This is a genomic window from Janibacter alkaliphilus (assembly GCF_013408565.1).
GTDB lineage: Bacteria > Actinomycetota > Actinomycetes > Actinomycetales > Dermatophilaceae > Janibacter > Janibacter alkaliphilus.
In genome coordinates this window covers 2521221-2535873 of sequence record NZ_JACBZX010000001.1, presented here as the reverse complement: position 1 = coordinate 2535873, position 14653 = coordinate 2521221, and the positions used below count along the sequence as shown (strand labels likewise).

The following is a 14653-nucleotide window of genomic DNA, read 5'->3' as shown; positions in this document are numbered from 1 at the left end:
CAGCCGCGCCCGCGGTCGCGTCAGTCCTCGACGCGGTTGCCGTCCTCGTCCCAGTGCGCGGCGACCTTCTTGCTGGGCTGCACCCGCGGCGGCTCGCCAGGCATCTTCGGGTGGTCCGGCGGGAAGTTCAGCTCGCCCAGACCACGCTCGCTGACGTCCTCGTCCCACAGCGCGACCGCCGCGGCGACGTCGCCGACGGCCTCGTCCATCCCGGCCCACGGGTCGCTGCTCGCGGCGCGCTCGGGCACGCTGCGCAGGGTGAGGGTGCTCGGGTCGAGCCCGTCGAGCTCGTCCCAGGCGACCGGGGTGGAGACCGGCGCCCCGGGCAACGGGCGCGGGCTCCAGGCCGAGGCGATGGTCCGGTCCCGGTTCGCCTGGTTGTAGTCGACGAAGATCCGCTCGCCGCGCTCCTCCTTCCACCACGCGGTGGTCACGAGGTCGGGCATCCGGCGCTCCAGCTCGCGGGCGATGCCGATGACCCCGTGCCGGACGTCGAGGAACTCGTGGGTCGGGGCGATCCGGGCGTAGACGTGCACCCCGCGGTTGCCCGAGGTCTTGACGAAGGGGGTGAGCCCGATCCCGGTCATCACCTCGCGCAGCCCCCGGGCCGCCTCGACGACGTCGGCGAAGCCGCGCCCCGGCTGCGGGTCGAGGTCGATCCGCACCTCGTCCGGGTCGTCGTTGTCGCCGGTGCGCACCGGCCACGGGTGCCAGGTGATCGTCGACATCTGCACGCACCAGACCGCAGTGGCGGTCTCGTCGACGACGAGCTGGGGGTGGCTGCGGCCGCTGGGGTAGGTGCACATCGTCGTGCGGGCCCACCCCGGCGCACCCTTCGGGGGGTTCTTCGAGTAGAACTCGCCGCCCTCGATCCCGTCCCGGAAGCGCTGCAGGGTCACCGGCCGGTCGGCCAGGGCGTCGCCGACGAGCCGGTCGCCGACGGCGATCACGTAGTCGGCGAGATCGCGCTTGGTGATCGCCGGGCCGTGCTCCCCCGCGGGCCACATGACCTTGTCGGGGCTGGACAGACGCACGGTGCGGGTCTGCCCGTCCGGGCCGGGGATCTCGAGCATCTCGGCTGCGCTCACGAGCAGCGAGCCTAGCCCGTGCCCCGCTCCGCCCCGGGCGACTGATCGCGACGAGCGTCTTGGCGGCGAAGGGGGCGCACCGCGGCTGCCGCGGCGCGCCCGATCGCGGCGTCGACGACCGGCAGGTGCGCCTCCGGCCGGGCGGAACGGGTGAGCACCGCCACCGCGACGGGCACCTCCCCGGGGAAGGTCACCACCCCGACCTCGTGCCGCAGCACGCCGAGCGTGCCGGTCTTGCCGGCGACCTCGACGTCGTCGTGCGGGAAGCCCGCGCGCAGCCGGTGGGGCCACACCTGGCGGGCCAGGGAGGCCCGGACGTGTGCCCCGCCCTCCCCCGGGGCGATCTCGCCGCGCCACAGCATGCTCAGCAGCGTGGTCAGCCCGCGCGGGCTGGCCGAGCTCGCCAGCGCGGCGTCGTACTGGCTCGTGCGGACGTCGCGGTGGATGTCCGCCAGCGCGCGCATGACCGCGTCGTGGTCCTCGGTGCCGGTGTCCGCCTGCGCGGCTTCCTGGGTCCCGCGGCTGCCGTGCCGGACGACTAGGTCGACGCCCCAGCCGGCGAGCACCTCGGTGACCCGGGCCGGCCCACCGAGCAGATCGAGGACGTGATCGGCGGCCGCGTTGTCGGAGAGGGTCAGCATGAGGCGGACGACGTCGCGGGCGCTCATCTCGACGGGGTCGTCGAGCGCGGCGACTCCGGTCGGTCCCGGCGTCCGGTCGGCGGGGTCCAGCCGGAGGCGCGCGACGGGGTCGAGCGCGCCGCGGTCGACGAGGTCCGCCCAGACCGCCGCCACGCCGAGCTTGTAGACCGAGGCCACCGGCAACCGGTCGTCGGCGTCGAGGGCGACCTCGGAGGCGCTGCCCCGTCCGGCTCCACCCCCTTCGCTCGCCGCCGCCTGCACCGGGCAGGCGTGCACCCAGCCCCGGCAGCCGGCGTCGCGGAAGTAGCCTCCCAGCTCGGCCAGGTCAGTCGAGCGCATCGAGCTGCTCCTGCAGCGCCGCCCCGGCCGCCTCACGACGCTCGTCGGCGGCGGCGAGCCGTGGTCGGAGCAGCCGCAGGCGGAGGTCGACGTCGACGCCGGGGAGCGGGCGCAGACCCGCCGGCACCGCGGTGGTCGGGACGAGGACGCAGGTCGCCCCGGCAGCGGCCAGCGTCCGCTGCTCGGCGAGATCGCGGACCTCGCGGACCCGTCCGTCGTGGCCGGCCCGGCGCAGGGCGTCCACCGTCTGGTCGTGGGCCGGTGGGTTGTCCGCGCGAGGGGTCATCGCCACGGGGAGTCCCGGCTCACCGACGCCACCGGGCACGTGCGCCGCGACGGCCATGGTCCGCGGCAGGGTGCGGACCGGCCCGGGCTCGACACCGTCGAGCACCGCGGGGTGGACGACTACGGCGAGGTCGACCGCCTGGCTGCCGAGGTGGTCGACGGCGTCGACGGTCCCGACGACGAGGGGCACGAGCGGGATCGGCGCCACGGCCTGCGCGGCGGCGGTGAGCAGGTCCGGCACGGCGTGCGCGACGTCGCGGGCCAGCGCGACCCGTACCGGCTGGACCTCGGCGGCGACCCGGGAGACGTCGTCACCGAGGTCGCGCACCCCGGCGAGGACGTGCCGCGCGGCCGGCAGCAGCGCTGCTCCGGCCGGCGTGAGCCGGACACCGCGAGGGCCACGGTCGAAGAGCCGCACACCCCACTGCCGCTCGAGCCGCTGGATGCCTTGAGAGAGCGGAGGCTGGGTCATCCCGAGCTCGTCGGCGGCATGGCCGAAGTGCCGCTCCTCGGCCACGGTCACGAAGTAGCGCAGGTGCCTCACGAGATCCACGGCAGCAGGGTAGCGAGGAGGCCATATCTGTTGGCTATGTCAAAGATGTATTCATGCACTTTGCATATGTGCGACACGACGACTGTCATGGCCGGCATGACCACTCACGCCGGGCCGCGCCGCGGTCGGACCGTCGCGCTCGCTGCCGTGCTCGTTCTCGCGCTGACCGCCGGGCTCTGGGTCGCCCAGGACTGGCTCGTCGGTGACGACGAGGCTCGGGCCGCGGCGGACGAGGTCGCCGCCGGGATCACCGATGGCACGCTGCCGGCCGCTGCTGCCGACACCGCGACCGCGCAGCGGGGCCTGGACGAGCAGCTCGACGGGATGGGCGGCCTGCGACCGACGGTGGACGTCACCGACGTCGACGTCGACGGGGACAGCGCGACAGCACGGCTCGACGTGGCCTGGAGCCTCGGCGGCGACGGCTCCGACTGGACGTACACCAGCGAGCTGCCGCTGCAGCGCGACGACGACACCTGGCGCGCGACCGTCACGCCGCAGGTGCTCGTCCCAGCGCTGCGTCAGGGCGAGCGCGTCCGGCTCACCCGTGATCCGGCCGCGCGTGGCCGCATCCTCGGGCGCGGTGGCGAGGTGCTCGTCCAGGAGCGCCCGGTCGTCCGGGTGGGTATCGACAAGACGAAGGTCGAGCCCGGCGACGACGTGCGCTCCGCACGCGACCTCGCCAAGGCAGCCGGGGTCGAGCCCGGCCCCTTCGCCGACGCCGTCGAGGCGGCCGGCGACTCCGCCTTCGTCGAAGCCGTCGTGCTGCGCGAGGACGACGAGGATCTGGCCGAGGTGCGGGAGGCGGCCGACGACATCACCGGGGCCCTCCTCGTCGACGACGAGCTGCCGCTCGCCCCGACCCGCACCTTCGCCGCCGAGATCCTCGGTCGGGTCGGTCCGGCCACCGCCGAGATCGTCGAGGAGTCCGACGGGGCGGTCGCCGCCGGCGACGAGGTGGGCCTGAGCGGCCTGCAGCGCACCCACGAGGACACCCTCGGCGGCCAGGACGGCTACCGCGTCGAGGCCGTCGACAGCGAGGACGAGACACGAGAGCTGACCAGCGCACCCGTCGTCGACGGCCAGGATCTCGAGACGACCCTCGCCAGCGAGCAGCAGAATGCCGCCGAGGACGTACTGGCCGACGTCGAGCCGGCCAGCGCGATCGTCGCCCTCGACGTCACCACGGGCGACGTGCTCGCCGCGGCCAACGGCCCTGGCAGCGACGGCTTCGCCACGGCGACCGAAGGGCGGTACGCGCCCGGGTCCACCTTCAAGGTCGTCAGCGCGCTGGCCCTGCTGCGGGGCGGCGCGACCCCGGAGACGTCGCTGGCCTGCCCGGAGACGATCACGGCCGGCGGGCGCTCCTTCCGCAACTACAGCGACTTCCCCGACGCGGGCCTGGGCAGCACCACCCTGGCCGAGGCCATCGCGACCTCCTGCAACACCGCGCTCATCGGCGCGCGTGACCAGATCACCGACGGGGGTCTGCAGGACGCGGCGGGCTCCCTGGGTCTGACGGCAACCCCGTCGCTGGGTGTCCCGGCGGCCCAGGCGCAGGTGCCCGAGGCCGCGGCGGACGTCGATCTCGCGGCGTCGGTCATCGGTCAGGGCGAGGTACTCAGCTCGCCGCTCGGGATGGCGACCGTCGCCGCGAGCGTCGAGCGAGGTGCGCTGGTCCGGCCGCGCCTCGTGCCGAGCGAGGCGGCGAGCGAGGAGCCCTCGGGTATCCAGGAGCTCACATCGACCGAGGTCGGGCAGCTGCGCAGCCTCATGCGGGGTGTCGTCACCGAGGGGACCGCGAGCTTCCTCGCCGACGAGGGTGGCGACGTCATCGCCAAGACCGGCACCGCCGAGTACGGCGACGACGACCCCCCTCGGACGCACGCCTGGATGATCGCCGTGCAGGACGAGGTCGCCTACGCCGTCTTCGTCGAGGACGGCGACGGTGGCGCGGGGACGGCCGGTCCGCTGCTGGAGGAGCACCTCGCCGCGCTCTGAGCGGCGCGCGCCGTCCGTGATGCGCAACTGCCCGGGCAAATGCCAAAGAGGACGCGCAACTGCCCGGGCAAATGCCAAGAGGCGTGCGAGTTTGCCCGGGTAAATGCGAGGGGGGACGCGCAACTGCCCGGGTAATTGCGAGGGGTAGTGCGAATTGCCCGGGCAGTTGCGGGGAGCCTTGACCAAACCTTGGCGGTCCGTTCACCGTCCGTGCCGCCTCAGCGCCCCCTTCGCTGCCTACGGTGCGAGCACGCCACGTCCTCCACCCTCGCCCTCCGGAGCCCCCTGTGCCTCGACGCACCCGCGCCCTCGCGGCGATCGCCGCCGCCCCGCTCGCCCTGACCGCCGCCCTCGCCATCGCCCCGGCCGCCAGCGCCGCCTCCGACGACGTGCTCATCGCCGAGGTCTACGGCGGCGGAGGCAACTCCGGTGCCCCGCTGCGCAGCGACTTCGTCGAGCTCGCCAACCGCTCCGGCGAGGACGTCGACCTCACCGGCTGGAGCCTGGCCTACTACTCCGCCAACGGCACCAGCGCCCAGGCCACGCCGCTGAGCGGGACGATCGACGCCGGCGGGCGCTACCTCGTCAAGCAGGCCGACGGCAGCAACACCTCCGCGCCGGCGCTGCCCACGCCCGACGCCACCGACGACGTGCGCATGTCCTCCTCCGGCGCCCGGGTCGTGCTGCACGACCCCGACGGCGGCGAGGTCGACCTGCTGGGCTGGGGCGGCGCCTCCACCTTCGAGGGGTCTCCCGCCGGGTCGACGAGCAGCACCACCTCGGTGGCCCGCCGCGACGTCTGCGTCGACACCGACAACAACGCCGGGGACTTCGTCGTCGGCGCGCCCACCCCGCAGAACGGCACCACCGCGCCGACCACCTGCGAGGACGGCGGCGACCCCGAGCCCGACGAGCCGGAGACCGTCGCCGACATCCAGGGCGCCCACCACCTCTCCCCGCTGGACGGTCAGCGGGTCAACGACGTCGACGGTGTGGTCACCGCGGTGAGCCGCACCGGCTTCTGGATGCAGTCGCTCGCCCCGGACGACGACGAGGCCACCAGCGAGGGCCTGCTCGTCTACACCCGCACCGCGCCCGACGTCGCTGTCGGCGACCGGGTCAGCGTCGACGGCGCCGTCGACGAGTACCGCCCCGGCGGCTCCAGCGGCTGGGACAACCTCACCACCACCGAGATCGTCGGGCCCCAGGTCACCGTGACCGGCACCGCCGACGTCCCGGACCCGGTGGTGCTCGGTGAGGACCGCAGCGCCCCGCCGCAGACCATCGAGGCCGAGGAGGTCGGCAGCGTCGAGTACGCCGAGTCCGCCTTCCGCCCCGAGCGCGACGCCATCGACCTCTACGAGTCCCTCGAGGGGATGCACCTGGGCGTCCGCGACGCCACCGCCGTCGGCCCGACCAACAGCTACGGGGAGCTGCCGGTCGTCCCCGGCGGCGAGGTCGAGGCCACCCGCACCGCGTGGGACGGCGTGGTCTACGGCGGCTACGACCGACCCAACGCGATGCGGGTCATCCTCGACGACCACCTCACCGGATCGCTGCCGGACGCGAACCAGGGCGACACCCTGCCCGGCCTGACCACGGGCGTCCTCGACCACGACTTCGCCAACTTCAAGCTGCACGTGCTGGCGGAACCGACGATCAGCACCGGCCCGGCCGAGCGCGAGGTGACCACCCCGGAGCGCGCGCAGGAGCTGAGCGTCGCCGCCTTCAACGTCGAGAACCTCGCACCGAGCAACCCCCAGGAGAAGTTCGACCGGCTCGCCGGCCAGGTCGTCACCAACCTGCGCTCCCCCGACGTCATCGCCGTCGAAGAGGTCCAGGACGCCAGCGGCCCCACCGACGACGGCACCGTCGACTCCACAGCCACCACCGACCGGCTGATCGCCGCCATCGAGGCGCAGGGCGGCCCGACCTACACCGCGCACTGGGTCAACCCCGCGGACAAGGCCGACGGCGGTCAGCCCGGCGGCAACATCCGCAACGTCATGCTGGTGCGCGAAGGGCGTGGCCTGGACGTCGTCGAGCGCGACGGCGGCGACCCGGGCCGTGCCGCCGAGGTGACCACGACCGCCTCCGGACGACCGGCCCTGACCACCTCGCCGGGCCGGATCGCCCCGGACGCCGCCGCCTTCGCCGGCTCCCGCAAGCCGCTGGTCACCGAGCTGCGCTACCGCGGCGAGACCGTCTTCGTCGTCGCCGTGCACCTGTCCAGCAAGGGCGGCGACGACCCGCTCTTCGGACGCTGGCAGCAGCCGGTGCGCAGCAGCGAGGAGGACCGGCACGCGCAGGCCCGGGAGGTGCGCGGCTTCGTCGACGACCTGCTCGCCGCCGACCCGGAGGCGAACGTCGTCGTGGCCGGCGACGTCAACGACTTCGAGTTCTCCGAGACCACCGACATCCTCGTCGGCTCCGGGCGCACCGCGATGACCGACCTGCCGCGCACCCTGCCGGCCAGCGAGCGCTGGACCTACGTCTACGACGGCAACAGCCAGGTGCTCGACCACATCCTCATCAGCCCCGCCCTGACCCGTCCGGAGCGCAGCGCTGCCGGCCCGCGCGGCGGCTGGCGGCCGCCGTGGCAGCGCAGCAGCTACCGCTACGACATCGTGCACACCAACGCGGCCTTCCACGACCAGGACAGCGACCACGATCCCCAGGTGGTGAGGCTCACACTGCCGCGCGGCTGACGGTAGCGTGAGGACCGAGGAGGCCTCATGTCCATCCACGACGACGCCGAGCGACCGATCGGACGGGCCCGCGGGACCGACTTCTTCCGGATCGCCGAGCAGCTCGACGACGAGGAGCGCGAGATCTGGCAACGGACCCGCCGCTTCGTCGACGACGAGGTGCTGCCGGTCATCAACGAGCACTGGGAGCGGGCCGACTTCCCACGGGATCTGGCGCTGCGCCTCGGCGAGCTCGGTCTCGTCGGCGACGGCATCGAGGGCTACGGCTGCCCGCCGCTGAGCCCGATCGCCAACGGACTGATCCACCTCGAGCTCAACCGGGGCGACGGCAGCCTGGGCACCTTTCTCGGGGTGCAGTCCGGGCTGGCGATGCGCTCGATCTCGATGCTCGGCAGCGAGGAGCAGAAGCAGCGCTGGCTGCCGGCGATGGCCCGGGTGGAGGCGATCGGCGCCTTCGCGCTCACCGAGCCCGACCACGGCTCGGACTCGGTGGCGCTGGAGACCTCGGCCCGCCGCGACGGCGACACGTGGGTGCTCGACGGCGAGAAGAAGTGGATCGGCAACGGCACGATCGCCGACGTCGTCGTGGTCTGGGCCCGGGACACCGAGGACGAGAAGGTCAAGGGCTTCCTCGTCGAGCCGGCGCAGACCCCCGGGTACCGGGCCGAGCGGATCGACGGCAAGGGCTCGCTGCGCTCCGTCTGGCAGGCGCACATCACCCTCGACGGCGCCAGGGTGCCCGAGTCCTCGCGGCTGCCCGAGGCGCGCTCCTTCGGCGACGCCGGTCAGGTGCTCGCCGGGACGCGCAACGCGGTGGCCTGGGCGGCGCTGGGGCACGCCACGGCCGGCTACGAGATCGCCGTCGAGTACTGCTCGCGGCGCGAGCAGTTCGGCAAGCCGCTGGTGAGCTTCCAGATCGTCCAGCACCGGCTGGTGAAGATGCTCGCCGAGGTGTGCGCGATGCAGCTGTACTGCCTGCGCCTGGGTCGCCTCATGGACGAGGACCAGCTCACCGACACCATCGCCGCGATCGCCAAGATGAACAACACGAGCAAGGCCCGGGAGGTCCTCTCCGAGGCGCGAGATCTCCTGGGCGGCAACGGGATCCTGCTGGAGAACCACGTCATGCGGCACATGGCCGACATGGAGGCGCTGCACACCTACGAGGGCACCGAGACCATCCAGACGCTCATCGTCGGGCGGGCGATCACCGGCGTCGGGGCCTTCACCTGACAGGCCGGCTCAGGCCTCGCGCCCCGAGGAGATCCACTCCGGGCCGTTGAAGGAGAGGTTGCGGGTGCCGACGACCAGGTCGCCGGCGGCGTCCAGCCGGGCGACCTGCTCGGCGGTCAGGCTCACCCCGGCGGCGGCCGCGTTCTCCTCCAGCCGCGCGGCCCTACGGGTGCCCGGGATCGGCACCACCGGCAGGCCGAGCTGCTCCCCCTTCGCCCAGAGCCAGGCGAGCGCCACCTGGGCCGGGGTGGCACCGACCTCGTCGCCGACCTCCCGGACCACGGAGACGACCTGCTGGTTGGCGTCGAAGTGGGCGGTGTAGCGCTCCTCCCCCGCGAGGAAGGTCTCGGCGACCGACTCCTTCGTCATCGTGCCGGTGAGGAAGCCGCGCCCGAGCGGCGAGTACGGCACGAAGCCGGCGCCGACCTCACGGGCCGCCGGGACGACCTGCTGCTCGACGTCGCGCGACCAGATGCTCCACTCGCTCTGCACCGCGGCGATCGGGTGCACCGCGGCCGCCGCCCGCAGCTCGTCGGCGGTGACCTCGGAGAGCCCGAGGTGGGCGACCTTGCCCTCGGCGACGAGCTCGGCCATCGCCGCCACCGTCTCCTCGATCGGCCGGTCCAGCTCGCGCCGGTGCATGTAGTAGAGGTCGATGCGCTCGACGCCGAGCCGGCGCAGGCTGGCCTCGACCGCCTCCCGGACGTACTCCCGGTCGCCGCGGGTGGCGTTCGGCGCGCCGCCGCCGACCGCGCCGGTGATCCCGAACTTCGTGGCCACCTGCACCTCGTCGCGGCGCTCGGCGAGCAGCCGGCCGACGAGCTCCTCGTTGGTGCCCGCGGGGCCGGTCGTGCCCGGGCGCGGCTCGCCGTAGACGTCGGCGGTGTCGACGAAGGTGATGCCGAGGTCGACCGCGTGGTGCAGCGTGGCCAGCGCGCTGTCGTCGTCGGTGCCGCCGTAGACGTGGCTGAGGGCCATTCCGCCGAAGCCGAGCCGGCTGACGTCGAGGCCCTCGGCGAGCGAAGCGCGGGCGACGGTCTGGGTGGTGCTCGTGTCCTGGGTGCTGCTCATGTCGTGCTCCTCTGCTGGGTCAGGATCGTGGGGTCGGTGATGAGGCACTCGTCGCAGTCCAGGCCGGCGTCGACGAGGTGGGCGTAGTGGCCGATCTTGTCCTCGACGGCGGCCAGGTCCCCGCGCAGCTGGTCGAGCTGCTCGAGCACCCTGGTCCGGTGCTCGGTGAGCAACGCCATCCGCCGCGAGTGCGAGGCGGCGCCCTCGAGGTACATCTCGCCGAAGCTGCGGATCTCCGCCAGCGGCATCCCGGTCCGGCGCAGCCGGACGATGAGCTGGATGATCCGCAGGGTGGCCTCGTCGTAGCGGCGACGGCCGGCGTGGTCGCGCGCGACCGGCGGGACCAGCCCCTCCTTCTCGTACCAGCGCAGGGTGTCCTGGCTCAGGCCGGTGGTGGCGGCGACCTCGGCGATGCCGAGGGCGTCCGGTGCGGTGATGCTCGTGCTCATGCGCAGCACGCTAGGTCTTGGAGTGCACTCCAGCGCAAGGCTCGGCAGGCTGCCCGTCGCCGCCCCGGTCCCGGCCCCCGCCTCCAGTCCGTGCGCCTGTTGGCGTCACGTGATGCCCGTCTCGGCCCTACGCCGGTGCCCCACCTCATGAGCCAGCTGCGTCCGGCACGGTGGCCCGAGTCGGTCATCAGCGTGTGAGGACCCCCGAGCGACGGTGCAGGTGGGCCCTGCAGAGGTCACCCCTACCGGCTGGCTCACCTCGTGACGCACGGGCGTAGTGTCCGCAGCGACGCATGCTGATGGCGCCGCCGCCACCTCTTCGCCCCCGTCGTGACGGTGGATGACCGGCGACCCCACCGGTGTTGCACCCCTCGAACCCCGAGCAGTCCCACGAGACTCCCACGAGAGAAGGAGCGCGACATGGAGCCCACCGGCCGCGACTACACCGTGAGCAAGACCGACGAGCAGTGGCGCGAGGAGCTCTCCGCCGACGAGTACGCGGTGCTGCGCGAGGCCGGCACCGAGCGCCCCTTCGTCGGGGAGTACACCGACACCACGACCGAAGGGGTCTACGCCTGCCGCGCCTGCGGCGCCGAGCTCTTCACCTCGCAGACGAAGTTCGAGAGCCACTGCGGGTGGCCGAGCTTCTACACCCCGCTGGCCGGGGACAGCGTGGAGTACCTGCAGGACGACTCGCTGCCCGGCCGGCCGCGCGTCGAGGTGCGCTGCGCCAGCTGCGGCAGCCACCTCGGGCACGTCTTCGAGGGTGAGGGCTACGAGACCCCCACCGACCAGCGGTACTGCATCAACTCCATCGCGATGACGCTGCGCCCCTCCGCGTGAGCGCAGGGGCCCGGCGCGGCGACGCGCTGGCCGCTGCCGCCGCGATGGTGGCGATCGGGTGGGGCGCCAACCAGTTCGCCCCCCTCGTGGTCATGTACCAGGAGGTCGCCGGGGTCGGCGAGACCGCGGCGCAGACGATGTTCGTCCTCTACGCGGTGGGCCTGGTGCCGGGCCTCTTCCTCGGCGGCCCGCTCTCGGACCGCTTCGGTCGACGGGTCGTCGTCCTCGTCGCGCTGGCGGCGTCGCTGGCGGCCACCTCACTGCTCGTCGCCGGCGCAGTCGGCGCCGGGTGGCTCTACGCCGGGCGGCTGCTCGCCGGGCTGGCCAGCGGCGCCGGCTTCAGCGCCGGGACCGCGTGGGTGAAGGAGGCGTCCCCCGCCGGCCGCGGACCGCGCACGGCGGTGATCGCGATGACCGCGGGCTTCGGCCTCGGGCCGCTGGTCGCCGGTCTCGTCGCCGCCTCGGCGGAGCACCCGCAGGTGGTCACCTACCTGCCGCACCTGGCGATCACCCTGCTGGCCCTCGGGCTGGTGCTCTCCCGTCCCCGCACCCCGCCGGTGAACACGCTCGAGACCCCGGTCGCCTCCGCCCTCGACCCCGGTATGTGGACCCTGCCGCAGGCCCGCCGGGTGATCGTGCCGCTGGCCCCGTGGGTCTTCCTCACCGCCTCGGTCGCCCTCGCCGTCCTGCCGGGTGCGGCGAGCGGCCCGGGTGCCGAGCGTGACCTCACCTTCGCCGCGCTGATCACGTCGATCCCGGCGCTGGCCGGGATCAGCGCGCAGTCCTTCGCCCGGCACCTGCGCGGCCTGCGGGACGAGATCGTCGGTGGCCTGGCGCTGGCCACGCTCGGCCTGGCGGTCGGCGCCTGGGCGATCGCCGCGACCTCGCTGGCAACCGCCTTCGTCGCCGCGATCATCCTCGGCTTCTCCTACGGGATGTGCCAGGCCGCGGGGCTGTCCGAGGTGGCCCGGCTCTCGCCGCCGCAGCGGCTGGGCCGCAACACCGCCTTCTACCAGTCGCTGACCTACCTGGGGTACATGGCGCCGCTGCCGATCACCGTGCTCGCGAGGTGGGTCGACCTCACCACGATCCTGCTCGCGCTCGCCGCCCTGGCGGTGGTCACGGCCGTCGCCGTCGCCGGTCACCTCACCCGGGCCGGCGACCTGACCGCGGCCCGGTGAGGCGGCGAGCAGGGCTCAGCGCAGCCGGGTGACCAGGTCGGCGACCTCCACCCGGGGGCCGGTGTAGAAGGGGATCTCCTCGCGCACGTGCAGCCGCGCCTGGGAGGCCCGCAGCTCGCGCATGAGGTCGACGATCCGGTGCAGCTCGTCGGCCTCGAAGGCGAGGATCCACTCGTAGTCGCCGAGCGCGAAGGCGCTGATCGTGTTCGCCCGCACGTCCGCGTAGCCGCGAGCCATCTGGCCGTGCTCGGCGAGCATCGCCCGGCGCTCCTTGTCGTCGATGACGTACCAGTCGTAGGAGCGGACGAAGGGGTAGACGCAGACGTAGTCCCTCGGCTCCTCCCCCGCCATGAAGGCCGGCACATGGCTGCGGTTGAACTCGGCCTGCCGATGGATGGCGGCGACCGACCACACCGGCTCCAGGTGCGCGCCCAGCTCGGTGCGCAGCAGCCGGTGGTAGGCGTCCTGCAGCTGCTCGATGGTGTCGGCGTGCCACCACACCATGAGGTCGGCGTCGGCCCGCAGCCCGGCGACGTCGTAGACCCCGCGGATGCGGACCCCGCCCTCGGTGAGCTCGGCGAAGAGGGCGTCCACCTCGGCGGCCAGCGCCGCCCGGTCGTCGTCGCCGAGCGGGGTGGTGACCGCGAAGACGGAGAACATCGCGTAGTGCACCGAGGAGTTGATCGCCTCCAGCGTCGCGCGGTCGGGCTTGGCGGGAGCGGGTCGCTCGGTCATCGGGTCTCCTCGGTCGTGGTGATGGCGGTCGTGGCGGTGGCGGTCGTGGTGGGTGTCGCGGTGGTGCGGTCGCTGGTGGCGGGCAGGGCGTCGAGCACGCCGCGCACCGCCTGGTCGGCGGTGCCGAGCACCGCGGCGATGCCGACCCCGTCGTAGGCGGCGCCGGCCACCTCGAGGCCGGGCAGGTCGGCGACGGCGGCACGCACCCGGTCGATCCGGTCGCGGTGGCCGACGGTGTACTGCGGCAGGCCACCGCCCCAGCGCTGGACGTGCGCGTCCACCGGGTCGGGCAGATCGCGGCCGAGGGCGGCGCCGATGTCGGCGACGGCGTCCCGCACGAGGTCGCCGTCGTCGCGCTGCAGGGTGGTCACGTCACCGGCCCGGCCCATCGAGGCACGCACGAGGATGACGTCCTGGCGGGCCGCCTCGCGCTCGGCCCACGCCCACTTCGCGGTGATGAAGGTGGCCGCCTTGATCGCCCGCCCGTCCACGGCCGGCACGAGGAAGCCGCTGCCGGGCAGCGCGGTGGTGGCCGCCGTGCGCGGCAGCGCCAGCGCGACGACGGCCATCGAGGCGTGCTCGATGGCGGCGAGCGCCCGGCTCGCGTCGGGCGAGTGCTCGGTGAGCAGCCACGCGGTCGGTGCCGCCGGGGTGGCCAGCACGACGGCGTCCGCGTCGTGGGCGACCGGGTCGGTGGTCGGTCCGCTGACCACCCGCCACCCGGTCGGGGTGCGGTGCAGCTCGCGGGCGAGGGTGCCGGTGAGGATGCGCCCGCCGGCGGCGGTGATCGCGGCCGTCAGGTGCTCGGCGAGGGTGGTGATGCCGCCGTCCAGGCCGATGAGCCGTGGCGGCCGCGGCGGGTCGCTCGGGTCCGGCAGCAGGGCGTCGACCGCCGTGCTGAGCGGCGCGCCGTCGCGGACCGCGGGCCACAGCGCCGGCATCGCCGCCTGCACGGACAGCTGCTCGACCCGCCCGGCGTAGACGCCGCCGAGGATCGGTTCGACGACCCGGTCGACCACGGCCGGCCCGAAGGTGGCGCCGACGGCGTCGGCGATCGAGCGGTCGTCCTCGGAGGCTGCTGGGACCCGAGGTGCTGCGGTCCGGGCGACCTCGTCGTCGGTGAGCGGACCGGCGAGCGCGGCACTCGAGCCCGGCACGCCCATGAAGGTCCCGGCGGGCATCGGGTGCAGCGCGCCGCGGGTCCACAGCGCCGCCGCCACCGGTTCGGGGTGCACCAGGCGCTCGCGCAGCCCGAGCTCGTCGGCGAGGCGGGCGGCGTGCGTGCTGCTCGTCAGCACCGACTCGGCGCCGACGTCGATGCCGATGCCGCCGACCTCGACGCGGCGGGCCTTGCCGCCGGGGCGGTCGCTGCCGTCGAGCAGCACGAGGTCGAGGTCGGGACGGGTCCTCAGCAGGTCGTGCGCGGCGGCCAGACCGGCCATCCCCCCGCCGACGACGACCACCCGTGCACCCATGAGTCCCACTCTCGCAGAGGCGTGACCAGGTCGTGACACCGGCACGGAACC

Annotated in this window: 12 protein-coding genes; 5 read left to right on the top strand and 7 right to left on the bottom strand. The window is 74.0% G+C overall.

Features of this window, described 5'->3' with window-relative positions:
* Window positions 1-20: 20 nt before the first annotated feature.
* The 3 genes from ligD to BJY28_RS16660 are packed head-to-tail and all read right to left on the bottom strand — an operon-like array spanning window position 21 to window position 2906.
* Window positions 21-1088: a non-homologous end-joining DNA ligase gene (ligD, locus tag BJY28_RS12060; protein ID WP_343037093.1), complete on the bottom strand. Its 1068-nt coding sequence runs from the start codon at window positions 1086-1088 to the stop codon at window positions 21-23.
* Window positions 1089-1099: 11 nt separating this feature from the next.
* Window positions 1100-2068: a serine hydrolase gene (locus tag BJY28_RS12055; protein ID WP_179463229.1), complete on the bottom strand. Its 969-nt coding sequence runs from the start codon at window positions 2066-2068 to the stop codon at window positions 1100-1102.
* The gene (locus tag BJY28_RS16660) at window positions 2055-2906 is read right to left on the bottom strand and encodes a LysR family transcriptional regulator (RefSeq protein WP_343037092.1); all 852 of its coding nucleotides are present in this window, start codon (window positions 2904-2906) and stop codon (window positions 2055-2057) included. The genes BJY28_RS12055 and BJY28_RS16660 overlap by 14 nt, the downstream gene beginning before the upstream one ends.
* A 96-nt stretch (window positions 2907-3002) precedes the next feature.
* Between BJY28_RS16660 and BJY28_RS12045 the strand changes: the two genes are divergently transcribed.
* The 3 genes from BJY28_RS12045 to BJY28_RS12035 all read left to right on the top strand — a co-directional run bounded on the left by BJY28_RS12045 (window position 3003) and on the right by BJY28_RS12035 (window position 8848).
* Window positions 3003-4907 (top strand): penicillin-binding transpeptidase domain-containing protein, encoded by a 1905-nt coding sequence (locus BJY28_RS12045; RefSeq protein WP_246313400.1) that lies wholly within the window; start codon window positions 3003-3005, stop codon window positions 4905-4907.
* Between the two features lie 287 nt (window positions 4908-5194).
* Entirely contained in the window at window positions 5195-7615 is a 2421-nt protein-coding gene (locus tag BJY28_RS16655) for a lamin tail domain-containing protein (protein ID WP_179463227.1), read from the top strand.
* Window positions 7616-7642: 27 nt separating this feature from the next.
* Window positions 7643-8848, top strand: coding sequence for an acyl-CoA dehydrogenase family protein (locus BJY28_RS12035; protein WP_179463226.1), 1206 nt, complete (start codon window positions 7643-7645; stop codon window positions 8846-8848).
* 9 nt (window positions 8849-8857) lie between these two features.
* On the opposite strand, the gene BJY28_RS12030 is transcribed toward BJY28_RS12035, so the two are convergent.
* Together BJY28_RS12030 and BJY28_RS12025 are read right to left on the bottom strand one after the other, a co-directional pair.
* Complete coding sequence (locus BJY28_RS12030; RefSeq protein WP_179463225.1) at window positions 8858-9919, bottom strand: aldo/keto reductase; 1062 nt, start codon at window positions 9917-9919, stop codon at window positions 8858-8860.
* Complete coding sequence (locus tag BJY28_RS12025) at window positions 9916-10368, bottom strand: MerR family transcriptional regulator (protein WP_179463224.1); 453 nt, start codon at window positions 10366-10368, stop codon at window positions 9916-9918. Before BJY28_RS12025 ends, BJY28_RS12030 begins: the two co-directional genes overlap by 4 nt.
* A 420-nt stretch (window positions 10369-10788) precedes the next feature.
* Between BJY28_RS12025 and msrB the strand changes: the two genes are divergently transcribed.
* Both msrB and BJY28_RS12015 read left to right on the top strand, forming a co-directional pair.
* Window positions 10789-11211 (top strand): peptide-methionine (R)-S-oxide reductase MsrB, encoded by a 423-nt coding sequence (msrB, locus tag BJY28_RS12020; protein WP_179463223.1) that lies wholly within the window; start codon window positions 10789-10791, stop codon window positions 11209-11211.
* Entirely contained in the window at window positions 11208-12392 is a 1185-nt protein-coding gene (locus tag BJY28_RS12015) for an MFS transporter (RefSeq protein ID WP_179463222.1), read from the top strand. The genes msrB and BJY28_RS12015 overlap by 4 nt, the downstream gene beginning before the upstream one ends.
* Before the next feature lie 15 nt (window positions 12393-12407).
* Here the strand turns inward: BJY28_RS12015 and hemQ are convergent, their stop codons facing one another.
* Both hemQ and hemG read right to left on the bottom strand, forming a co-directional pair.
* Window positions 12408-13127: a hydrogen peroxide-dependent heme synthase gene (gene hemQ / locus BJY28_RS12010; protein WP_179463221.1), complete on the bottom strand. Its 720-nt coding sequence runs from the start codon at window positions 13125-13127 to the stop codon at window positions 12408-12410.
* Entirely contained in the window at window positions 13124-14602 is a 1479-nt protein-coding gene (gene hemG / locus BJY28_RS12005; RefSeq protein WP_179463220.1) for a protoporphyrinogen oxidase, read from the bottom strand. Before hemG ends, hemQ begins: the two co-directional genes overlap by 4 nt.
* Window positions 14603-14653: the final 51 nt, after the last annotated feature.